23 protein-coding genes are annotated in these 21,193 nt (G+C 38.5%); 7 read left to right on the forward strand and 16 right to left on the reverse strand.

Annotated features, from left to right (window positions below):
• Positions 1-39: 39 nt before the first annotated feature.
• From LAV82_RS20420 to LAV82_RS20430, 3 genes are all read right to left on the reverse strand, one after another.
• Positions 40-309: a CD3324 family protein gene (locus LAV82_RS20420; protein WP_013056675.1), complete on the reverse strand. Its 270-nt coding sequence runs from the start codon at positions 307-309 to the stop codon at positions 40-42.
• 375 nt (positions 310-684) lie between these two features.
• Positions 685-813 (reverse strand): YuzL family protein, encoded by a 129-nt coding sequence (locus LAV82_RS20425; protein WP_013056674.1) that lies wholly within the window; start codon positions 811-813, stop codon positions 685-687.
• Between the two features lie 65 nt (positions 814-878).
• Positions 879-1,559, reverse strand: a complete 681-nt coding sequence (locus LAV82_RS20430; protein ID WP_499716801.1) for a class I SAM-dependent methyltransferase — start codon at positions 1,557-1,559, stop codon at positions 879-881.
• A gap of 104 nt (positions 1,560-1,663) precedes the next feature.
• Between LAV82_RS20430 and LAV82_RS20435 the strand changes: the two genes are divergently transcribed.
• Positions 1,664-1,888 (forward strand): DUF3892 domain-containing protein, encoded by a 225-nt coding sequence (locus LAV82_RS20435; RefSeq protein WP_013056672.1) that lies wholly within the window; start codon positions 1,664-1,666, stop codon positions 1,886-1,888.
• A gap of 12 nt (positions 1,889-1,900) precedes the next feature.
• Complete coding sequence (locus tag LAV82_RS20440) at positions 1,901-2,047, forward strand: hypothetical protein (RefSeq protein ID WP_013056671.1); 147 nt, start codon at positions 1,901-1,903, stop codon at positions 2,045-2,047.
• A gap of 304 nt (positions 2,048-2,351) precedes the next feature.
• On the opposite strand, the gene LAV82_RS20445 is transcribed toward LAV82_RS20440, so the two are convergent.
• The 3 genes from LAV82_RS20445 to LAV82_RS20455 form a co-directional block, all read right to left on the reverse strand.
• On the reverse strand, positions 2,352-3,227 hold the full coding sequence (locus LAV82_RS20445) for a helix-turn-helix domain-containing protein (protein WP_211079603.1): 876 nt from the start codon (positions 3,225-3,227) through the stop codon (positions 2,352-2,354).
• Positions 3,228-3,622: 395 nt separating this feature from the next.
• A complete protein-coding gene (gene ribD / locus LAV82_RS20450; RefSeq protein WP_098590176.1) occupies positions 3,623-4,714 on the reverse strand; it encodes a bifunctional diaminohydroxyphosphoribosylaminopyrimidine deaminase/5-amino-6-(5-phosphoribosylamino)uracil reductase RibD in 1,092 nt (363 codons plus the stop codon).
• Positions 4,711-5,454 carry a GTP cyclohydrolase II gene (locus tag LAV82_RS20455; protein WP_013056667.1) on the reverse strand — a complete coding sequence of 248 codons (744 nt, stop codon included), beginning with the start codon at positions 5,452-5,454 and terminating at the stop codon, positions 4,711-4,713. The genes ribD and LAV82_RS20455 overlap by 4 nt, the downstream gene beginning before the upstream one ends.
• 362 nt (positions 5,455-5,816) lie before the next feature.
• Between LAV82_RS20455 and LAV82_RS20460 the strand changes: the two genes are divergently transcribed.
• Positions 5,817-6,140: a winged helix-turn-helix transcriptional regulator gene (locus tag LAV82_RS20460; RefSeq protein WP_014460492.1), complete on the forward strand. Its 324-nt coding sequence runs from the start codon at positions 5,817-5,819 to the stop codon at positions 6,138-6,140.
• A 118-nt stretch (positions 6,141-6,258) separates the two neighbouring features.
• Here the strand turns inward: LAV82_RS20460 and LAV82_RS20465 are convergent, their stop codons facing one another.
• The gene (locus tag LAV82_RS20465) at positions 6,259-7,467 is read right to left on the reverse strand and encodes an MFS transporter (protein WP_499716802.1); all 1,209 of its coding nucleotides are present in this window, start codon (positions 7,465-7,467) and stop codon (positions 6,259-6,261) included.
• Positions 7,468-7,802: 335 nt separating this feature from the next.
• On the reverse strand, positions 7,803-8,858 hold the full coding sequence (locus tag LAV82_RS20470; protein WP_055989381.1) for a tartrate dehydrogenase: 1,056 nt from the start codon (positions 8,856-8,858) through the stop codon (positions 7,803-7,805).
• A gap of 207 nt (positions 8,859-9,065) precedes the next feature.
• Here LAV82_RS20470 and LAV82_RS20475 point away from each other — a divergent pair, with 207 nt between their 5' ends.
• On the forward strand, positions 9,066-9,734 hold the full coding sequence (locus LAV82_RS20475) for a GntR family transcriptional regulator (RefSeq protein WP_098278120.1): 669 nt from the start codon (positions 9,066-9,068) through the stop codon (positions 9,732-9,734).
• A 145-nt stretch (positions 9,735-9,879) separates the two neighbouring features.
• Here the strand turns inward: LAV82_RS20475 and zwf are convergent, their stop codons facing one another.
• Positions 9,880-11,379 carry a glucose-6-phosphate dehydrogenase gene (zwf, locus tag LAV82_RS20480; RefSeq protein WP_499716803.1) on the reverse strand — a complete coding sequence of 500 codons (1,500 nt, stop codon included), beginning with the start codon at positions 11,377-11,379 and terminating at the stop codon, positions 9,880-9,882.
• Between the two features lie 125 nt (positions 11,380-11,504).
• A complete protein-coding gene (locus LAV82_RS20485; protein ID WP_025752008.1) occupies positions 11,505-12,416 on the reverse strand; it encodes an AEC family transporter in 912 nt (303 codons plus the stop codon).
• A gap of 292 nt (positions 12,417-12,708) precedes the next feature.
• On the opposite strand from LAV82_RS20485, the gene LAV82_RS20490 reads away from it, so the two are divergent.
• The gene (locus LAV82_RS20490) at positions 12,709-14,226 is read left to right on the forward strand and encodes an alpha/beta hydrolase (RefSeq protein ID WP_211080091.1); all 1,518 of its coding nucleotides are present in this window, start codon (positions 12,709-12,711) and stop codon (positions 14,224-14,226) included.
• Positions 14,227-14,294: 68 nt separating this feature from the next.
• Here LAV82_RS20490 and LAV82_RS20495 read toward each other — a convergent pair whose 3' ends face one another.
• Together LAV82_RS20495 and LAV82_RS20500 are read right to left on the reverse strand one after the other, a co-directional pair.
• Positions 14,295-14,429 carry a hypothetical protein gene (locus LAV82_RS20495; protein WP_274609632.1) on the reverse strand — a complete coding sequence of 45 codons (135 nt, stop codon included), beginning with the start codon at positions 14,427-14,429 and terminating at the stop codon, positions 14,295-14,297.
• 119 nt (positions 14,430-14,548) lie between these two features.
• On the reverse strand, positions 14,549-15,238 hold the full coding sequence (locus LAV82_RS20500) for a DUF421 domain-containing protein (RefSeq protein ID WP_223268947.1): 690 nt from the start codon (positions 15,236-15,238) through the stop codon (positions 14,549-14,551).
• A gap of 135 nt (positions 15,239-15,373) precedes the next feature.
• Between LAV82_RS20500 and LAV82_RS20505 the strand changes: the two genes are divergently transcribed.
• Positions 15,374-16,003, forward strand: coding sequence for an NUDIX hydrolase (locus LAV82_RS20505; RefSeq protein WP_053487202.1), 630 nt, complete (start codon positions 15,374-15,376; stop codon positions 16,001-16,003).
• 4 nt (positions 16,004-16,007) lie between these two features.
• Here the strand turns inward: LAV82_RS20505 and LAV82_RS20510 are convergent, their stop codons facing one another.
• The 4 genes from LAV82_RS20510 to LAV82_RS20525 all read right to left on the reverse strand — a co-directional run bounded on the left by LAV82_RS20510 (position 16,008) and on the right by LAV82_RS20525 (position 20,602).
• Positions 16,008-16,406, reverse strand: a complete 399-nt coding sequence (locus LAV82_RS20510) for a PaaI family thioesterase (protein WP_499716804.1) — start codon at positions 16,404-16,406, stop codon at positions 16,008-16,010.
• Positions 16,407-16,517: 111 nt separating this feature from the next.
• Complete coding sequence (locus LAV82_RS20515) at positions 16,518-18,671, reverse strand: DNA topoisomerase III (protein ID WP_499716805.1); 2,154 nt, start codon at positions 18,669-18,671, stop codon at positions 16,518-16,520.
• Between the two features lie 266 nt (positions 18,672-18,937).
• Positions 18,938-20,236, reverse strand: coding sequence for an arsenical efflux pump membrane protein ArsB (locus LAV82_RS20520; RefSeq protein ID WP_057237190.1), 1,299 nt, complete (start codon positions 20,234-20,236; stop codon positions 18,938-18,940).
• Between the two features lie 15 nt (positions 20,237-20,251).
• Positions 20,252-20,602: an ArsR/SmtB family transcription factor gene (locus tag LAV82_RS20525; RefSeq protein ID WP_013056623.1), complete on the reverse strand. Its 351-nt coding sequence runs from the start codon at positions 20,600-20,602 to the stop codon at positions 20,252-20,254.
• Positions 20,603-21,043: 441 nt separating this feature from the next.
• Between LAV82_RS20525 and LAV82_RS20530 the strand changes: the two genes are divergently transcribed.
• Positions 21,044-21,181 carry a hypothetical protein gene (locus tag LAV82_RS20530; RefSeq protein WP_176584848.1) on the forward strand — a complete coding sequence of 46 codons (138 nt, stop codon included), beginning with the start codon at positions 21,044-21,046 and terminating at the stop codon, positions 21,179-21,181.
• The last annotated feature ends 12 nt before the right edge of the window (positions 21,182-21,193 follow it).

Genomic DNA, 21,193 nt, shown 5'->3' on the forward strand with positions numbered 1-21,193 from the left:
CTAAAAAAGCGCGGGCATTCAGTTGCCAGCGCTTGATTTCTACCGTTGCTTTTTATATACAATTTTTTTGATGGTTTCGGTTGATAAAAAGTATTCACGGGCTAGTTCCTCAATTGAAGTTCCTTTTTCAAAGAAATTCTTAATCCGTTCGTTTCGCTCGTCAATCAACTTTCTTCCACCAGAGCAAGTTCCCCATTTTCTTTTTGCCTTCTGCGGCTTTGGAATATAAATGGTTTCTCCTTGAATATATTTTTGAATTTCACTAATCAGCTCTTCAGGTAAAACATTTGTTGCTTTTACATACGTCATTTCTGCCAGCTCCTTATGTGGTTTTGCTTATACAATAAGGGGCAAAGCCGTATATATTAGAAATGAGATATGCGCGGTTAGGCGATGTCTATTACTAAACCGTCCACCCCATGCAAAGTATCGCCTTTCTAATATCAGGCTTTGCATGAGACGCTACAGTATCCGGTAAACATCTTTTATTTACCATTTATTACACCTCCACTTTACATCGACTGTAAACCAAACTTGTATAAAATTACAATTATTGGCTCAGATTTTATTATAAGCTATCTATAATCTTGCACACAACACCTTCTTACTTATAAAGATGACACCAAAAATAAAACGAACTTGTAGTGAGCTCGTTGTTCTCCCTGCAAGTTCGTTTTATTTTTGTTATGAACGCTTCTGCTTTTTGTTAGCTGAACTGCTTTGAACACCTTGTTCAGAAGTGGTCGTCCCTTGTCCTTCTACATTTGGTGAACCTAGCTCTGATTTTGAGCGGTCTTTTTTAATTTTACTCATGTCACTCACCTCCAATTTGTAGTGTACCCTTTGTACAGCTACATATAAGGAGAGGTGTGCTGTTTTTATTGTTTCTTGAGCATAAATAGCCATAGAAACGTTAAAGCTTGCTTTAATTCATTTGGGAGCTGTCCAATCAGCTTATCAGTAACATTTCGCTTATATACACCTTCGCCATCGATTACTTCCCATCCATTTTCTTTTGCAAGCTGTTCAAACTCCCACGGCATCATCGTATTGCAAATGACGTGTTCACCATATAATCGTCGAAAGCTATTGGTACGAGGCTGAGCAGTTGGTCCAAGAATACCTACGCATGCATATCCTCCTGGTTTTACAACTCGGTACAATTCCTTCAAAGCTAATCGAGGATGCTCGGTCCATTCTAGGGCGTTGATTACCATAACCCCTTCTACTGATTCAGAAGAAAGCGGCAGCTTCATAATATCAGCTTGAGCGAACGACAAATTTTCACTGTTATGCAGCTGGGATGCTTTTTGAATCATTTCTTCCGATAAATCAAGACCGATTGCTTTATATCCAGAAGCAGCTAGAAGAGACGTTCCAAACCCATCACCGCAGCCCACGTCTGCCACCATACCACCTGATTTAAGATGTTTTTGAATAAATGGAATCACTGTTTTCCGACTTCCGTTTTTCCACATTTCTTCACTTCGGCTATTCCAAAATGATACTTTTTGGTTCCACTCGTCTTGAGCTTGATCATGCCAATTAAACGTTGTCATTTTTTATCCCCTTTGTACTCTTTTCTTTACCTTATCACTTTTTGCAATGAATAAAAACGACGATTTCAGCAACCATATAGATGTAAAGGAAGGTGTTTATTTGTATGAAAGAACGTTTCGTTGCAGTACGTAAAAATGCAGACGGTGACCTCTTAGAATTCCAAACAGCTTCAGGAGACGTTTTAACCTATGAAGAAGCCTTAAAGAAAGTAGAAGCAGGGGACGTTGAGCATGTGAGTACCTTTGTAGGGAAAGATGGCGGTACGTATATTCGCAGCATTCCTGATCATGACAAAACAAATAATCTCGATGCATTGCCATCGTTTTAAAGGAGAATGAAGATGACTAAAAAGAATAACAAAGGAAGCGCTAATCAAAGTAATCCAAAAACGCAGCACCATCTTGTAGAAATGGGTGAGGAAATTTCAAGCGGGGATAATTCAAAAGGAAACAAACGCAATAAAGATCAGTCAAGTAAAACACAATAAAAAAAGCCGTGCTTCTTAGCGCGGCTTTTTCTTATTAATGTTGGCTAGGAAGACCTAATGTTGAAAAATCTCCTGTTGCTACGCTTGTTCCAACTGACGCAACACCTGCTACTAATGTAAACGCTAATGCCATACCGACTAATACTTTTTTCATAATTATTTCCTCCTCTTTCTTTGATTTGACTCTAGTGTATCACAGGATAAAAGTAGATGAATTCCTTTCTATCAGCATTTATCCCCTTAAAATCACGGATTTCCTCCATTTTGATAGAAATTTCTCAAAAATTATAATGATAGGAATATTTTAAACAAATAGAGCTTCAAGTTCTTTTTCTACTAGCTTGACGAATCGCTCATTTCGTTGCAGGGTGAAAATGGTCATAGACTTTTCCATATATTCTTTACCTTGTTCAATTTTACCTAATTTGATTAAACTCTCTCCTGCTTGGTAATGAAGTTCTCCAAATAAATACATTGATTCATTACTAATACACAAATCGATTCCTCGGTTGCTATATATTAATGATTCATCATAGTTACTCATATCTCCAAGCGTTTTGGCAAGTGCATTTAAAATTCTAATTTTTATATTTTCGTCTTTTGTTTGGGGCAGCTCATTTAAGCTTTTGAGTGCTGTTTGATATGTATCTAGAGCCTGTTCATACTCTTTCTCTTCATAAAGAATAATCCCAATGCTATTTAAAATTTCAATTTCTCTTTCCTTATAAAACGTTGCCGATTGCTTAGTAAGATCGATCGCTTGGTACATTTTAGACAGCGCATCTTCTTTGTTGTGAAGAATGTAATACACGCAAATACCTTCGTGCCACATTAAAAATTGCTTGTTCAGCGGGTTTTGAAACAGGGGACTTTCTTTTTCTTTTACAATGATATTATGAATAGCATCATAATCTCTCTGACGAATATATTGACGAATTAACGATTGAACCGCATCTACGTAATCAAGTCGAGGTGATTCTACACTATCAAAAAAGTAGTTAACATCTACGCCAAGGCGCTTAGAAATTTTATAGAGGGTAATGCTTGATGGATATTCTTCACCGTTTTCAATTTTGCTGATTTGCGCTTGTGTACAAATGTCTCTTGATAATTCTTGTTGTGTCAACCCTGCCATTTTGCGAAGGTCTCTCATAACACTCCCAATTCTATACTCTCTCATCTCTTTTCTCACCCTTACTTTCACATAATATATTCTCTCTATAAACATATAGTGATTTTATTTAGATAGTCAACTGTAAACTCGTTAAAAACTTATACAATGTTTCGAAATTGACCATTCCCTATAATAGCAAATTAATCTATAATAGTAAAATAGTGTATTATTTCTCTTCTCTAAAAAATCCTGCAAAAAAATAATATTGAGACATAACGAAATCAATCCAGTCTACAGACGAACAAATAGGATGAATAAGCTAATATAGATCACTTGTTACACGGCTAAAAGCACCTGCATATATGAAACCTATGTTCACCATAACAGCAAAAGATCCGAACGATTTATCGTTCGGATCTTCCTTCAACTAACATATTTTTGTTCCATCCTCATTCACATTTTTATTTATAAACAGGATATCCAACAAATTTAAAGTCTTTGCCGATTGACGTCACAGAAAGACGCTCCACGTCCACTGCGTCCCACATTTTCTCTACGCCTTTTCCTTCTAGGAAAGTAGGAGCTTCTTTTCCTCCTGAAAGCTTTGGAGCCATATACAGCACCAATTTATCAATTAAACGATTCTCTAAGAATGCGGCATTCACTTCGCCCCCTCCTTCAATTAAAAGAGACGACACAAATTTCTCACCTAGTATAGAAAGCATATCTTCAAGATTTACTTTGTCCTCACCGCTTGTAACAAATACTTCGACGCCTTGCTTTTCGAGCTGTTCTTTTTTTTCTTTTGAATAGCCCTGACTTGTAAATACCCACGTTGGAGCTAAAGAATCTGTTGCTAGCTTAGATTCAAGCGGCATGCGCAGCTTTGAATCCATCACAATACGAATTGGACTGCGGCCGCCTTCAATGCGAGTTGTCAGCTCGGGGTTGTCCTTAATGACCGTGTTCACCCCTACTAAGATACCCGCTGTTTCATGACGCAGCTGATGTACATCCAAACGAGCTTCCTCAGACGTAATCCACTTGCTGTGAGAAGAAGCAGTTGCTATTTTACCGTCTAACGTAATCGCTGACTTTAATGAAACAAACGGCTTCTTCGTTACAATATACTTATTGAAGACCTCATTCATTTGACGCGACTCTTCTTCACATACACCTGTTATGACCTCAATGCCTGCGTTTTCTAAAATTTCAACTCCATTACCTGCTACTAAAGGATTGGGGTCTAAAGTTGCTATGACCACTTTTTTTACACCGGCTTCAACTAGCGCTTCAGCACAAGGACCTGTACGTCCGTGGTGTGAACAAGGCTCTAGCGTTACGTAAGCAGTCGCTCCTTTTGCTTGTTCGCCAGCCATTCGCAGCGCATGAATTTCAGCGTGCGGCTCTCCCGCTTTTAAATGCGTACCGATTCCAACGATTCGATTATCGTTTACAATGACAGATCCTACAAGCGGATTTGGATCTGTTTGTCCTTTTGTTGCTTTTGCGTTTTGTAAAGCTATATTCATATAAAATTCGTGATTGATCAAAGAAGAACCTCCTCTTTTAAGTGGCCTGAACGTTTAACTTTGGTGTCTAGATACTTTTCATTAAACTGAGATACATCTCCCCAAAGTGGAACGCGCCCGGATAAAAGTGCGCCGTTTTTCTCAAGCGCGATTAGCTTTTTCGGATTATTTGTAATCAGCGTAACAGGTTTTTGACGCAGCACTTTTAACACGCTGATGGCATCACTATAGCTGCGAGTATCATCTTCAAATCCTAACCCTTCATTCGCCTCTACCGTATCAAATCCGTTTTCTTGAAGAACGTATGCCATTGCTTTGCTGAATAGGCCAATGCCGCGTCCTTCATGATTTGCTAAATAAAATAGCGCTCCGCTTCCATTTTCGACGATCATTTTCATAGATTGTTTTAATTGAAAACCGCAGTCGCAGCGTTTGCTTCCGAATATATCTCCTGTATGGCAGATACTGTGCATACGAATTAGTGCCTCATGCGATTCTTGAAAATCTCCGTACACAAGAACACTCGATTGCTGCATGTCAGCTAAATTAGCTCCTTGCATTTTTTCAATAAGCTCTTCCGTACTTAAAGATCCTTCTTTTACATTATCAGAACGCAGCCATGAATACCAACTAAATACTTGTGTCTCTCCATCTAGATTCACCGGAAGCGTGATAGGTCCTACTATATAAATAAAATGATCATCATTTTTTACTACGTTAATTTTATCTTTTAAAATTGAAACAACTTTTTCGTTAATCACAGTCATTTCCTCCTCTTATGTGTCTTTCACTTATCTACTATTTTCACATTGTGTTCAATCTCTCACATGAACCAATATTTTTTCTAGCACTTCACTATATTTATCTTTTTTAATTGATGTATCAGCTTACTAAAAGTAAGTAACTTTACTTGCTTAAAGTATTATATGACGATACATTTATCTTGTAAAGCTTTTATGTTCTTTTTGTTACTTTTAGTAATTAACTTCTTTAATTATATAAATTATATAATCAAAACATAAAAGCGTAAAGTAATTTATGTTCTTTAAGTAATTAAATTACACAACACTAGATAAAATGCTGACTTTGTTTTATAATATAGGAAGAGAATGGAGGTAATAACATGGACGGTTTAGCACTCTGCCCACGTTTTGAAAAGGCTGTTACTATACTAACGAAACGTTGGACGAGTTTGATCATTTTTCAGCTACTTTCCGGCTCACAGCGGTTTTCTCAAATGCAAGAAGCACTTCCAGTAAGCGGAAGACTCTTATCCGAGCGCCTAAAAGAATTAGAGCATGAAGGAATCGTCATTCGTACGGTTATTCCGGAAACTCCTGTTCGAATCGAGTATTCGTTATCCGACAAAGGATTAGCACTAGCGCCGGTAATTCAGGAAATTCAGACATGGTCCAGTGAGTGGATTACAAAAGAAGAAGTGGAATAAAAGAAATCTCTAAAGAAATCAGGAGAGCTTCTATATCGATATGCTCACAGCCGTTTTCTTTAGAGCTCCATAAATAAAAAAGGCATGCTCCCCTTGAGCACGCCTTTTTTTATTTATGTTATTTTCCTAATGATTCATTTTGAGAAAGAATACGCTGTTTCTGGCTTTTTCGGCCGTGCAATACAAGGTATACTGCTATAGCTAAAAGAGCAACAATGGAACAGAATACATACATTCCTTTATAACCGGCTGCTGTGGATAAAATGCCTAATAAAAAGGACCCTAAGCCCATTCCAGAATCAAAAAACACAAAAAACGTAGCTGTGGCGACACCTCGGCGATGAGGAGAAGCTTTTTTTACAGCAATGGATTGAAAACTTGATGTAATCGTTCCAAAGCCTAATCCAATCAATGCTCCAGCTAATAAAAACACCCAGCTTGTTGTCGCTTGGCTAAGCAAAAAGATACCGATAGCTAAAGATAAAATGGACGGATATACCACGCTGTTTTCTCCGTATTGATCAAACCATTTTCCAGTAAAAGGTCTAGAAGCTAATAAGCACACCGCGTAGACAACAAAGAAAAAGCTTGAAGCTTGCGTAAAGCCCATTTCTTTTGCATAAATAGACACAAACGAAATAACACTTGCATATGAAAAAGCTACCACAAGGCCAGCAACAGAAATAGGCAGCGAACGGTATTCAAAAAACGCCGCAAGACCTTTAGCTGGCTGTATTTCATTTGTTGCAGAAGAAGCTTGCACCTCAGGTACACTAAGTACTAGACTGCATAATACTGCTAAAACAGAAGATACAACCGCAACGGTAAAGACCGCTGTATGACCCAAAGTATTTGTTAACGTTAAGCCTACAAACGGACCTACTACCATCGCTAAGTTCATAAACGTCGCATAGTACCCCATCCCTTCGCCTTTCCTCTGTTCTGGAATTACATTTGCAACGATTGCTCCTGTGGCAGTTGTGCTCATTCCAAAACCAATACCATGAAGCACACGCAGCAGCAGCAGCGCAGATAATGAGTGAATGTTCATATATAAAATAGAACCAATTAAAAAGATAAAGACACCTATTAATAGTACTTTCTTTTGTCCTAATGTTGTCATCCACTTACCGGCTAGCGGTCTGAACACAATGCCGGACACTAAAAAAATTGTCACAATTAGCCCTAGGCTTTGTTTACTTGCATGAAGTTCATCCGTTGCAAACAGCGGCAATGTGACAGTTAACATATAAAAAATGACAAAAACAAAAAAGCTGGTCAATGAGACCGCTAAAAAATCTTTTGTCCATAATTTTGATTTCTGCATGATTTTCCTCCTTTTATTTGTTTGTTCGTATCTATTTATTAAAACAAACTAAATCATAGTCTAGAAATAATATGTATACGAATTATCTCAACTCAAACTATTATAGGGTTCATATATGTAAGTGTCAACATGTATTTATCGATTTTGATTTCCGTGCAAGACTTCGCTTTTCCCGCAGGAGTCTTCGCCTTGCCCTCCAATCAACCGCTAGAAAGACCTTCACACATGAAACCTACATTTACCACAAAAAAACAAACCATGAATCAAACACTTTGATCAATGGTTCGTTTTTCACTTCGTCTAATATTCTTTTGTCCTAGCCTCTTTTAGAACCTTCACTTCTTTAAATGAGAAATAATTTGATCCGTTACTTCACTAGTAGTTGCGCTGCCTCCAACATCTGGTGTAATGATGCCCGATTCCGTCACTTGTTCGATAACCTCTAATAAATGACTGCCTAATTCTTGTTCACCAAAATGATCCAACATCATTTTAGCCGTCCAAATCTGTCCGATTGGGTTTGCAATTCCTTTTCCGACAATATCAGGAGCGGACCCGTGTACCGGTTCAAACATCGAAGGATATTTTCCGTTCACATTAATATTTGCAGCAGGAGCAACGCCAATACTTCCCATAATAGCAGCTCCGATATCTGTTAAAATATCTCCAAATAAATTGCTTGCCACAATTACATCAAAACGACTTGGATTTGTAACGAAAAAAGCCGCCAGCGCATCGATGTGCTGTGAGTCTGTTTCAATATGAGGATAACTCTTTGCAACATCTTGAAACACTTCGTCCCAAAACGGCATGGAATGAACAATTCCATTTGACTTCGTTGCGCTTGTAACTTTCGCTTTTCTTTTAGAAGCTAATTCAAATGCGTAGCGCATCGCTCGTTCTGTTCCTTTTCGAGAAAAAACCGCATTTTGAATAGAAATTTGATCTTCTCCTTGATAAATCCGGCCTCCTACTTCACTGTATTCTCCTTCACTATTTTCACGAACAACAATTAAATCAAAATCTTTTGGGTTCGTTAGTGGAGATGCGATGCCTTTTAACCTTTTGGCTGGACGAATATTAATTACCTGCTGAAATTCTCGACGAATCTTAATGAGCAGACCCCATAGCGACACGTGATCTGGCACAAGATTTAAATTTCCTACGGCTCCTAAAAAAATTCCGTCAAAGTGTTGAAGCTGCTTTAGCCCATCTTCCGGCATCATCTGTCCGTACTTCAAATAATAATCACAGCTCCAAGGAAATTCTGTAAATTCAAATTTTAATCCCCCGTGAAGATCTGCAATCGTGTGAAGGACCCTAACCGCCTCGGGCACAACTTCTTTTCCTACTCCATCTCCTGGTATGTTCGCTATTTTTAACGTTTTCATCAAAAATCCCCCTGCGTCTTTTATGTAAAAAATTATCGGTCGACCGTCGACTGATATTATCTATTTGATTATACGTAAAAAGAACACTTTTAACAAGAAAATTCTGAATATATTCATTCTCTTCAAAAATTCAAAATTATTATGACTCTTATGAACAAGCGTATTATAATTAGGAAATAAATGATTATAAATAAACGAGGTATATCAATGAACAATTTTGATTTACACAAGCCGTTACCATACTATCTTCAATTTTATGAAAAAATTAAGCAAATGATTGTGAACGGTGAATATGAACCGGGTCAGCGAATCAATGAAACCCAGCTAGCTAAAGCATTTGGGGTCAGCCGCTCTCCCATAAGAGAAGCAATGCGTTTATTAGAAAAAGACGGCCTTTTAGTTGCAGATCAAAAAACAGGCTTTATTATTTATTCCCTGTCTCCTGAAGACGTAGAAGAAATTTATCAAATTCGTACGGCTTTAGAGTCTTTAGCCATTGAGCTGTGTATTACTCGCGCTTCTGATGAAGAGCTTCTTTTCATTGAGCAACTGTTAGACAGAACCGCTGAGGAAATAAAGCAAGGAGCCGAAGATTCTCGACTTATTGAGCTAAATGAACATTTTCATCAGCTGATTCTTGAATACAGTCATAATAAACATTTAAAAAAACAGCTCGATAGCGTAAATGTATTGATTTATTTTTGTCGGGTGCTTAATTTTAAAGGTAAAGGACGCGCTGCTGAGATTTTAGATGAGCATCAGCAAGTGTTCACCTTTATGAAAAAACGCAGTTTAAAAGCTGTTGAACATATGCAACAACATTTACATCATGATCTTGTTTATTTACAAAAACGATTAAACACCAAAAGAGATTGAGACATAACTAAATTCATTCAATCCAAAGACGAACAAATGAGATACATAAAAAAATCCGAACGATGAATCGAGATTCTCCATCAAGAATCTCAATTTATCGTTCGGATCTTTCTTCAACGAAAAAAATTTTGTCCTAACCCCTTTTTTAAATAGGAACAAACACTCCAGGTGCTTCCCCATGCTCATCGTCATCGAGCCACCACTTAAAGCCTTCTTGTTCAACTAATTTCTGGGCTTCTTTAGGGCCTTGTGAGCCGGATGGATATTCATAAAGCGGCAGCATATCAGCTTCAAATGCATCTAATACAGGCTGCACCCACTGCCAAGATAGCTCTACTTCTTTCCAATGAGCAAAAAACGTGGAGTCTCCGATTAATGCGTCGTAAATAATTCGTTCATATGCTTCCGGCACACTTTCTTCTTCTCTTGAAAACGTAATACGAACCGGCTCAATAACACCATTTTTTAATGGGTTTTTGCTGTTAAGCTGCAAAGCGACGTTTTCGCTTGGACTGATTTCGATAATAAATAAGTTTGGTGCTACTTTGTCATAAGGAGTTTCGTACAGACCCTTTAAAGAATCTTTAAATTCTACGACGATACGAGTTGATTTTTCTTTCATTCGTTTGCCCGTTCGAATATAAAAAGGAACGCCTTTCCAAAATGGATTATCAATCCATAAACGTGCTGCCACAAACGTGTCATTTTTAGAGTCTGCTTCTACGCCAGGCTCTTCTTTGTATCCTCTAACAGATTTGTGATTGATTTCTCCGTTTCCGTATTGTCCTCTTACAACATCGCGAGCTACTTCTTTCGCTTGAATTTTCCTCAGTGACTCCATTACTTTTTGCTTTTCTTCTAAAATGTTTTCTGAGCAAATTCGTTTTGGAAGATGCATAGCTGTCATCATGAGAACCTGCAGCATATGATTTTGAATCATGTCGCGTATGGCCCCCGTATGATCATAATAACCTGCACGATTTTCAACACCGACTGTTTCACTTGCCGTAATTTGTACGTTCGCAATGTGTTTGTTATTCCACAGCGATTGCAGCACGGGGTTCGTAAATTCAAGCGCTTCTAAATTTTGCACCATCGATTTACCTAAATAATGATCAATTCGATAAATTTCTTCTTCTTTAAACGTACTGCTTAGCTTTTCATTAAGCTCTCTTGCTGAAACAAGATCATGTCCAAATGGCTTTTCAATCATAAGACGCTTCCACCCGCTGGTTTGATCCAAGCCGCTTTTTTTTATATGCAGAGCAATTACATCGAAGTATTCGGGTGCTACGGACAAATAAAACAAACGATTTCCTTTACTTCCATGAGTTGTTTCTTGCTCATTCACAACCTTTAATAGCTGTTTGTAATCTTCTGTTTTGCCTGCATCTACTGCTTGATAATGAAACAGGGACAAAAAATCTTCTTCGTTACTTTCCATTTTCCGTCTCGAAAAATCGTTTATAGATTGCTTTACACGCTCTTTAAAATCCTCATGAGAAATCTGCTCGTACCCCGATCCAATAATAGAAATAGCATCAGGAAGCTTTTTGTCTGTAAATAAATTATAAAGAGCGGGAAAGATTTTTCTTTTTGCTAAATCACCCGTTGCGCCAAATAAAACAAAAGTTAAGGACTCCACTTTTTTTCCTCCCGTCAGGTTGTATGTATGATGGATTTTCTCTTCTCCTAGCTTACCTCTGTTTATTTGGGAATATCCTTTTTTCATCAAAAAGGACGCTCACAAGTGCGAGCGTCCTCAGTTATTTACATTAAAATGTTTGTCATTCCCCACAGCAGCAAAAAACTCAGCAGAATCGTCATATTTGAAACGGTGCCGACAAATTTTTGATCGTATTTGAATTCTACTGCGTAAGGTAAAACTGACCCCGCTACTGGTAGAATGAAGCAAACTAAGATTGTATACCGGAACATATCTTCAAATGGAAGCAGGAAAAACAGCGCAATTCCTACGCCGAGTCCGATTACGTAGCGGATACTTAAAAACATAATAATTTTTTTCAAGTAGCTTTTTTGGAACGAAAAATTTAAATATACGCCTAAAAGCAAAAGAGAAAGCGGCATATTAGCTTTAGAGATAATGCCTGAAACGTCTAATACATATGATGGTAAATGAATGCCTATAATCGCAAGAAGACAAATGATTACGTAGGTAAGAAGCGGCATCGATTTTAATACTTTGTATAAAATCTTTTTAAATTCAATGTCAATATCATCTCCTGAGTAGTAGCTGCCAATCACATAGCATAAAACAAAAATAACAAAGGCATTTCCGACATCAAACATCCCAAAATATTTAAGCCCTTCTTTTCCCCAAATGCCTTCTACTAACGGATAAGCAAACATTCCAATATTAAACCCTGGAATCATCATCGTCAGCATGCCTTTCACTTTTCTTTCATCTTTTCGAAAAACAAAAATTCCTACCGCAGCTAACAGCAAGCCATAGACAATTCCAATAACTAATAGTAAAATAAGCGATCCATCAATTTTAATACTGCTGAATGTGACAATAATCAAGCAAGGCATTGTAATATTAAAAATAATTCTGGCTAAAGCTTCCCCGTCTTTTTGCTGAAGGAGGTTTGTTCGTTTTAGTATGTATCCTAATAGAATGATTGTAACGGAATACAAAAACTGACTGTTAAAGCTGCTCATAGACCTACTCCCTTGCCCTCTAAGATAAACGTTTTATAGAAACGTTCTTCATATCTTTTATACTTATTTAATCGATTGTTTTACCCTGTCTTTTTTAATCCTTGTTTCATTATAATATAAGCAGCTTAAAAAGAAACTAGAGAATTGGATGCAGTTTACCTGTTTGTTAGACAAAAACAGCTTAGAAACAAATGAAAAAACTTTCCTCCAAACTGATTTTAAAACAGGAGATTTTTCTTTTTTATGGAATTTGTTTAAAAGGTATGTAGTATTTTTATGAGGAGGAAGAAACGTGAAACGAAAAATAATAGCGCTTACTTTTTCTGCTGCTCTTTGTTTTTCAGCTTCAGGATCTCTTGCTGAAGCTTCTAACAAAACAGATGTAATTCCAAATGCTGATCAGTCGGCAGAAACCTATTTCGACGGAGCGAACGGGAATTGGCTCACCACTAAAAACCCCACTCAATATCAGCAGGCTACGCTCTATGGCAATATTGGGCTTACTCCTTATAACTGGGGAAAACCTGAAGATGGATCGGGCTGGTATCGAATCAATCAGCCCGCTAAGGTCAAAGGAACGCAAGTAAATGGCATTTTTGAAGACGCTCAGTTCGTCATCCGTGTTCCTGATAACTGGAACGGAAAACTTGTGATAGCCGGCATTCCTGCCACGCGCAACGAAACGTCCACCGATTTATTATTCAGCGATTACGTTCTTAAAAAAGGCTATGCATTTGCAGCCACCGATAAAGGAACGCAAGGAGAAAGTGACCCTAACGATCCTTTTGCTAAAGTAAAAAATGCACTCGCTAACGATGACGACAGCGTAGCAGAATGGAATATGCGCTATCGTCAACTGACAAAAGCTGCCCAGCAATACTTGACTACTCATTATTCAGACAAGCTAATCAACCCGTCCAACCGAAAAAATCCTGCAAGCGATTTGATTCGAAACGATCATAAAGTACCAACGTATGCAATTGGCATTTCAAACGGTGGATACGTCGTCAGATACGCACTTGAGCACGATGATCCAAAGCAAACAAAAGAGCCTCGTTTATTTGATGGAGGCGTCGATTGGGAAGGCGTATTATGGAGTTCAAAAGCACCAAATTTAATTAGCTCACTAACACCTGTTGTCAACAACGCAGAAGAAGCGCTGTACGGAACGGGAAAAGAGCAGAAAAAAGCCATTAAACAAATGTATAAAGCAGGTCTTCCGAAAGGATCAGAAAAATTGTGGAATTACCATGATCAAGTGTACTGGTCGGTCACATTAAACATTTACCGTGATCACTTTGATCCAACTGCTCCCGGAAGAACAAACTGGCACAACTATTTAAACTTTACTTCAGCAGGTTTACGTGATCGCTCATGGGATTATATCTTTGAAAATTATCGCTATCAAACCCGTCCAAAAAGTGTAAAAGAAAATGTAGCAAAAGTAGAAAATACAGGCGATATCGATGTACCTCTTATCAGTATGGCGGGCTCTCTCGATTCACTTATCTTCCCGTCTATTCACGCGGAAGGCTATGAAAAACTCGTTAAAAAAGCTGGCAAGGCAAATCTTCATCGTCTTTATACCGTTAAAAACGGAAATCACGTTGACAGCTTAGTATGGAATAAACAAACGGATCCAAATCAAGAGCTTCAGCCCCTGCTTCCATATGCCCATCAATCTTTTGATTTGTTAGTAGACTGGGTGGAAAATAAAAAAGCTGCACCTGCAAGTAAAGATATTAAAGCACCTCAAAATAGCCTTAAAGTAATGGATATAAAATCCGGACAAGAAGTAGATCCACGCTGAGGTTGAAACATAACTAAATGAATCCAACCTAAAGACGAACAAATGAGATACATGAGCTGGACTGCTTATTATACCGCAGTTGATTTCCGTGCAAGGCTTCGCTTTCCGCGGGCGGTCGCTGAGCCTCCTCGTTGCTTGCGCTCCTGCGGGGTCTCATCTGTTCCGCTTTTCCCGCAAGCGTCTTCGCCTTGCCCTCCAATCAACTGCTAGAAGGAACGAAACAGATAAAACTATATTCACAATCACAAAAAACGAACCACTAATCAGACATGTTGATTAATGGTTCGTTTTTCACTTGGGCTAAAATACTTTTCTCTCAGCCTCAGTCTTCATAATAATCAAGATACAAATGACCTGCTGAGTCTGCTTGACCTAAAAATACCTTATCGGCTGCAGCACCTTTCTTTTTGAGCTGTTCTTTAACCCACGCTACGCTATATCCCAGCTCATGAACCGCTTCTTTCATTATATTTCCGTCCATGATAATCGTTTGAGGTAATCGTGTCGCCTCTCCTTTTATTAATAAATCTTCTCTCGTAACGTTTTGCTTTTCTTTTTTTAACAGCACGCTTAATTCGCCGTTGGTTTCGAGCATGGCAAAAGCTACGTCTTCCACATAAAAGATGTCTTTTTTTCGAAGCTGCTCCATGAGCTCATCTACTGTATATTTTTCTTTTTTTACATTTTCCTCAAGAATTTTTCCTTCTTTAATGAGGATCGTTGTTGTCCCTTCCACCGCTTTTCGAAAGCTTATACTTTTTAACGATACGTTTGATACAAAAATAAGAAACGATGCCCACACTAAAATTGCGACTACCCCGTGACTTGCCTGTAAATCTACATCCATTGAAATTGTTCCTGCAATATCTCCAATTGTAATGCCAACGATATATTCAAAAAAAGAAAGTTTGGATAACTGTTTTTTCCCCAACAGCTTTGTGATAAAAAACAAGCCAAGTAAAATCAGCACTGAACGAAGTACCACTTCCATCCAATGATTCAACGCATGCACCTTCTTTACTAAAATTGATGTATCCTTTATCTTGTACTTATTTTTATGTATGAACACGTTTTTTCATCTTCCATTATTTACATACCTTTCACGACAGGTTAGAGTAGAAAGAAGTAGGAAGCAAATGGGGGTTTTATGATGAACGATGAAGTGTTAACCGTATTTAACGACCAACAGCAGCGCATAGGAACAGCGTCTCGCAAAGAAGTTCATGAAAAAGGCTATTGGCACGAAGCGTTTCACTGCTGGTTTGTCAGCCGTGAAAATGATACAGACTATATTTATTTTCAAATTCGAAGCGAACAAAAACAAGATTATCCCGGTGCGCTTGATATCACAGCTGCCGGACATTTGCTTCATACAGAAACCGCTGTGGACGGAATAAGAGAAATTCACGAGGAACTTGGTGTAAACATTTCATTTGATGAACTGCTTCCTTTAGATGTCTTTAAATACGAAGTATCTCAGCCGCACTATGTTGATAAAGAATTTGCACACGTATTTTTATATCACAGCTCTCATCTGCTCACTGCTTTTACGTTGCAGCAAGAAGAAGTATCAGCACTTGTAAAAGCGCCTTTTTCTCACTTTTGCGAACTGTGGCTTGGAAATCAAACAGAACTGATCATTGAAGGGATAACAAATAAAAAAGAGCCAATTCACCGTACAGCACATAAAAGTGAATTTGCTCCTCATCCCAAAGCTTACTATGAAACGATTATTTCATTCATTAGGCAACAGCTGCATTCAGCAGAAAAAGCTTAGAACCCTAAGCTTTTTCTGCTGAAAAAATCATATATGTTGCACTGCCAAGCGCAACAAGTTTACCGCTGCTGTCTTCAATTTTCACTTCTCCAACTGCAAGTGTTTTGCCGCGGTGAGACAATGTAGACTTTGCAACTAAATAATCGCCTATACCTGGTCTAGTATAATTTACTTTTAACTCAACTGTACTGGCACTTTCATCCTCAGAAAGAGAAGACCGCACAGCCGAACCAACCGCCGCGTCGATAAGCGTGGCAATAACTCCTCCATGAACCGTTCCTCTTCCTTGCAGAAGCTGAGGCTGAATCGTGATTTTTAACTCTGCATATCCTCTTTCAAGCAGCTTTTCTTCAATGCCAATATAATCCCAAAACGGAATCATCCCTTTACTCGTTCGTTTCATCAATCTCATCCTTTACATAAATAAACTATGTAAGAAATTCTAGAAAAGCTGGAAAACTCCTGTTTTTATATACAACAAGCGCTTGCTCTTTAGCAAACGCTTTTTATTTCTCTATTTTTCAAACAAAAACTGCACTTTGTTTTCTTTCCATTCTAACTTGGCATTAAAGGTTTTATCGCCTTTTTTAAAGCCTTCAATCAAATCTGTCTGTCCTTCACTTAACAGCTTTTTTAAATTAGCCTGCGTGACTGTTTTACCTAAAATCTTTTTCGATACGGTAAACGTGCATTTTGTTTTTGCATAGTTTGAGCATCCGTAAAATGAGCCTTTATCGACTACTTTTCCGTCGCAAAGCTTACATGAACCAAACGATTTAGAAGAAAAACCTTTACCTTTTCCTTTACCTTTTCGCTGAATGGATTCAGTATCGTATCCGCTGAAGTTCCACTTGCTTTCTGCTTCGACAGCGTCTTCGATAATTTTAGCTGACAGCTTCTTTGTTTGTTCCATAAAGGCAGCGGCCGATGCTGTTCCTTCTCCAATTTCAGCTAGACGCTGCTCCCATTTAGCCGTCATTTCTGGAGAAGCTAAAATTTTATCGCCAATCGCGTCAATCAATACCTTTCCTTTATCAGTCGCAAATACTTGGTTTTTTTTCACATCAATATATTTACGATCTTTAAGCATTGTAATGATTCCAGCGCGCGTAGCTTCTGTTCCTAAGCCTTCTGATTTTGCTAAAATTTTCTCCAGCTCGTCATTATCCAAATGCTTGCCTGCTGTCTTCATCAGTGTAATCAACTGACCTTCCGTGTAGCGTTTTGGAGGCTGTGTTTTACCTTCTTTTACGTCTACTTTAATAACTTTTCCTTCTTCGCCTTCTTGAACATTCGGAAGAATAACGTCGTCATCTTTCTCATTTTGAAAAATTACTTTGCGCCAGCCTTCTTGGATTTGCTGCTTTCCTTTTGAAATAAAAGCTGCTCGCTTTTCCACTAGTGTCGTAATCGTTGTATAGTCGAAAATCGCTTTTTCGTAGTGTGCCGCAATTAGACGTCTTACGACTAAGTCGTAAATTTTCTGTTCGTCTCCTGACAGTTTGCTGGGGTCCTTCACTTGTTCCGTTGGAATAATCGCATAGTGATCGCTCACTTTTTTTGCATTTACATAGCGTTTATTTCCTAGGATTGAAGCGTAAGGCAGCGGAAATAAATGTTCATATTCAGAAAAAGCACTCAGCTTTTCTAAAATCTCAGGAAACGTTTCCGCTTCTCCTTCTGTTACGTAGTTTGAGTCTGATCTTGGATAAGAAACAATTCCTTTCTGATACAGCCCTTGCAGCACATCAAGCGTCTTTTTAGGAGAAAACTTAAACGCTTTATTCGCCGTTGCTTGAAGTGATGATAAGTTAAATAATAGCGGCGGCTGGAACTCTTTTCGCTCCGTTACGAGTTCATGAACTTCCGCGTCTTTTCCTTCGCAAAACTGAGCAATTTTATAGGCCATTTCTTTTTCTTTAAGACGCGACTCTCCGTCTTGATGCCATTTGCCTTCATACTTCTTTCCTTCAATATCAAACTTAGCAAGCACTTCCCAAAAAGGCTCTGATTTAAAGTTATCAATTTCTTTTTCACGCTTCACGATCAAAGCAAGCGTTGGCGTCTGAACTCGTCCTGCTGAAAAAACATCTGACATGCCATGCTTTTTTAACAAAATGCTATACACCCGTGAAGCATTCATCCCAACGACCCAATCTGCACATGCTCTTGTATATGCTTCATAATAAAGGTTACGCGTATCGCTTTCGTCTTTTAACTGGTGAAACCCATCATAAATGGCTTTTGGCGTTAAAGAAGAAATCCACAATCGCTTCATCGGCTTATGCACACCTGACAGCTGAATGATATTACGAACGATTAATTCCCCTTCACGCCCCGCATCTCCCGCATGTATAATTTCTGTGACCGTGGGCTTTTTAAGCAGCTTTTTTACCACTTGAAACTGCTTCGCTTTTGAGCGCGTCACTTCATATTGAAAACGGTCTGGAATCATCGGCAGCGTGTCAATTGACCACTTTTTCCACTCCGGCTTATAATCTTCCGGACTCACAAGCTGACATAAATGCCCGACTGCCCACGTTACATATGCTCCGTCTGTAAACACTTCATTCGGTGGAATCTCTAAATAGCCGTCGTGACGCTTCGGCTTAAACTGTGAAGCGAGCGTCGATCCTTGATCCGGCTTTTCTGCAATAATTAACTTCATGTATTTAATCACCTTACATTTCAAATTTCCATGTGAAACTTATTCAGTTTTATTATTTTATCATAGAAAGAGCTGTTGGAGTATGAATGAGGAGAAAAGTAGCTTAGATGAGAAATACGTATCTTATTTTAAAAACGTGTCGCTGTCCGTTATACCTTTTCAAAAAAAAAAGCTGTAGACCATTTTCTACAGCTTCGATACACATCTCAATTTTTCTGGCAACAGCCATTATCATATCGACTAAAACAAATCTCCTTTAGCACGCGTTATGAAATAATCACCAACCAAATATACAAACCAACAAGCGTAATAAACAAGGTCGGAATCGTTAAAATAATACCCGTTTTAAGATACGTTCCCCAGGAAATTTTCACGCCTTTTGTTGACAGAACATGAAGCCATAAAAGCGTCGCTAAAGAACCTATTGGGGTAATCTTCGGGCCTAAATCTGATCCAATAACATTTGCATAAATGAGCGCTTCCTTGATCGTTCCTGCTGCGTGTGTTGCATCGATTGCCAGTGCATCAATCATAACGGTTGGCATATTGTTCATAATCGATGAAAGAATAGCCGCAGTGAATCCCATACCAATTGTTGCTGCAAACAGTCCATGGCTGGCTGTTGCTTGGATCACGTCAGCCAGAATTTCTGTTAAACCAGCATTACGCAAGCCGTATACAACGACATACATGCCGATAGAGAAAAAGACAATCGCCCATGGAGCTCCCTTTAGCACTTTTTTTGTATGAACCGCTCGGCTTTTTTTTGCCATCATCAAAAATAGGATAGCGATAATACCTGCGATGATCGAAACAGGGACGCTAAAGAATTCTCCAATTAAATAGCCTAGCACTAACAAAACTAAGACAATTCCAGATAGCCGAAACATCTTTTCATCTTTGATGGCATCCACTGGCTTCTGCAAATTTGCTACATTGTATTTCTTAGGGATTCTTTTGCGGAAATACACATACAAGACCATAATACTCGCAAACAGAGAAACCAAATCTGGAACAATCATGCGGGATGCAAATTCAGAAAAGCTAATACCAAAGAAGTCGGCCGATACGATATTCACTAAGTTACTAACAACAAGGGGCAGCGACGTTGTATCCGCAATAAATCCACTTGCGATAATAAACGGAAAAACCATTTTATCGTCGAACTTTAATGCCCGAACCATGGCTAGTACAATGGGTGTTAAAATCAACGCTGCTCCGTCATTAGCAAATAGCGCTGCTACAACGGCTCCAAGAAGAGATACGTAGACAAACATACGCACGCCGTTCCCTCCTGCAGCTCTAGCCATATGAAGCGCTGCCCATTCAAAGAAACCAATTTCATCTAAAATTAAAGAAATAATAATAATAGCAATAAACGTAAGAGTCGCATTCCACACAATGCTGGTTACCTCAAGAACGTCTTGAAAATCAACAACGCCTGCCAGTAAAGCAATCATAGCTCCCCCGCAAGCCGACCAGCCGATTGATAAATTTTTCGGCTGCCAAATGACAAAAATTAATGTTACTAAAAAAATCAATGATGCTAGTACAACTGATGCCACTTTTTAAACCTCCAATTATTCACAACAACTAATACGCAGTCCTTGTTTTTCCAGCTCTTTTAAACGTTCGTCCTGACTTGGTACAGATTCAAGTATGCCCAGAACGAACTCATAGTACTGGCTTTCCTTATTAAGAGAATAAAAAACCCATTGCCCTTTTCTTCTTTCCTTCACAAGTTCAGCATCTCTTAATTTTCGTAAATGCTGACTAATTGAAGGTTGGCTAGCTTGATAGATATCTACGAACTCACACACACAGCATTCATTGTTCTCTATTAATTTCACCATCGAAAGCCTTGTTTTATCTCCCAATAATTTTAAGATTTGGGCTGCCTTTTCAATACTATCTATAGATTTTGTGCTCATCAATGAATACCTCCTACTCCCTTTTAGTTGATAGATAATAATGTGCTTATGTATTAATGCTCATTACTATAATTGATTTATATATTATTTACAACTCTTCTAGCAAAATGCAATGGATGAACTATGAAGAATAATAACTAGGTCTGATGCTTAGGCTGTTTTTTAATAGATGTAATTTATATAGTTGACAATTTTCATCATAAGATTCATCCTGTCAGCTGCCCCAACTGTCCTTTTTCCTGTCTTATCTTTTTGAAATTCATGAATTCTCGTTAATTCTCGTTAAGCTGTCTTTTCATTTAAATTTTGTCACAAAAAGAGGCTGGGACAAAAGTATTTTAGCCTAAATAAAAAACGAACCATTGATCAACATGTTCGATGAGTGGTTCGTTTTTTTGGTTATGGTGAATACTGCTTCATCTGTTTCGTTCCTTCTAGCAGTTGATTGAAGGGCAAGGCGAAGACTCCTGCGGGAAAAGCGGGACAGATGAGACCCCGCAGGAGCGCAAGCGACGAGGAGGCTCATCGCCCACCCGCGGAAAGCGAAGCCTTGCACGGAAATCAACTGCGGTGTCATAAGCGGTTCAGCTC

The sequence above is a fragment of the Bacillus sp. ILBB4 genome, assembly GCF_035064545.1.
In the GTDB taxonomy this organism is placed as follows: domain Bacteria; phylum Bacillota; class Bacilli; order Bacillales; family Bacillaceae_H; genus Priestia.

Coding starts and splice junctions, on each gene's coding strand:
- LAV82_RS20420 (WP_013056675.1), bottom strand. CDS start 309: ATGACGTATGTAAAAGCAACAAATGTTTTACCTGAAGAGCTGATTAGT.
- LAV82_RS20425 (WP_013056674.1), bottom strand. CDS start 813: ATGAGTAAAATTAAAAAAGACCGCTCAAAATCAGAGCTAGGTTCACCA.
- LAV82_RS20430 (WP_499716801.1), bottom strand. CDS start 1,559: ATGACAACGTTTAATTGGCATGATCAAGCTCAAGACGAGTGGAACCAA.
- LAV82_RS20435 (WP_013056672.1), top strand. CDS start 1,664: ATGAAAGAACGTTTCGTTGCAGTACGTAAAAATGCAGACGGTGACCTC.
- LAV82_RS20440 (WP_013056671.1), top strand. CDS start 1,901: ATGACTAAAAAGAATAACAAAGGAAGCGCTAATCAAAGTAATCCAAAA.
- LAV82_RS20445 (WP_211079603.1), bottom strand. CDS start 3,227: ATGAGAGAGTATAGAATTGGGAGTGTTATGAGAGACCTTCGCAAAATG.
- LAV82_RS20460 (WP_014460492.1), top strand. CDS start 5,817: ATGGACGGTTTAGCACTCTGCCCACGTTTTGAAAAGGCTGTTACTATA.
- LAV82_RS20465 (WP_499716802.1), bottom strand. CDS start 7,467: ATGCAGAAATCAAAATTATGGACAAAAGATTTTTTAGCGGTCTCATTG.
- LAV82_RS20470 (WP_055989381.1), bottom strand. CDS start 8,858: ATGAAAACGTTAAAAATAGCGAACATACCAGGAGATGGAGTAGGAAAA.
- LAV82_RS20475 (WP_098278120.1), top strand. CDS start 9,066: ATGAACAATTTTGATTTACACAAGCCGTTACCATACTATCTTCAATTT.
- LAV82_RS20485 (WP_025752008.1), bottom strand. CDS start 12,416: ATGAGCAGCTTTAACAGTCAGTTTTTGTATTCCGTTACAATCATTCTA.
- LAV82_RS20505 (WP_053487202.1), top strand. CDS start 15,374: ATGATGAACGATGAAGTGTTAACCGTATTTAACGACCAACAGCAGCGC.
- LAV82_RS20510 (WP_499716804.1), bottom strand. CDS start 16,406: ATGAAACGAACGAGTAAAGGGATGATTCCGTTTTGGGATTATATTGGC.
- LAV82_RS20515 (WP_499716805.1), bottom strand. CDS start 18,671: ATGAAGTTAATTATTGCAGAAAAGCCGGATCAAGGATCGACGCTCGCT.
- LAV82_RS20525 (WP_013056623.1), bottom strand. CDS start 20,602: ATGAGCACAAAATCTATAGATAGTATTGAAAAGGCAGCCCAAATCTTA.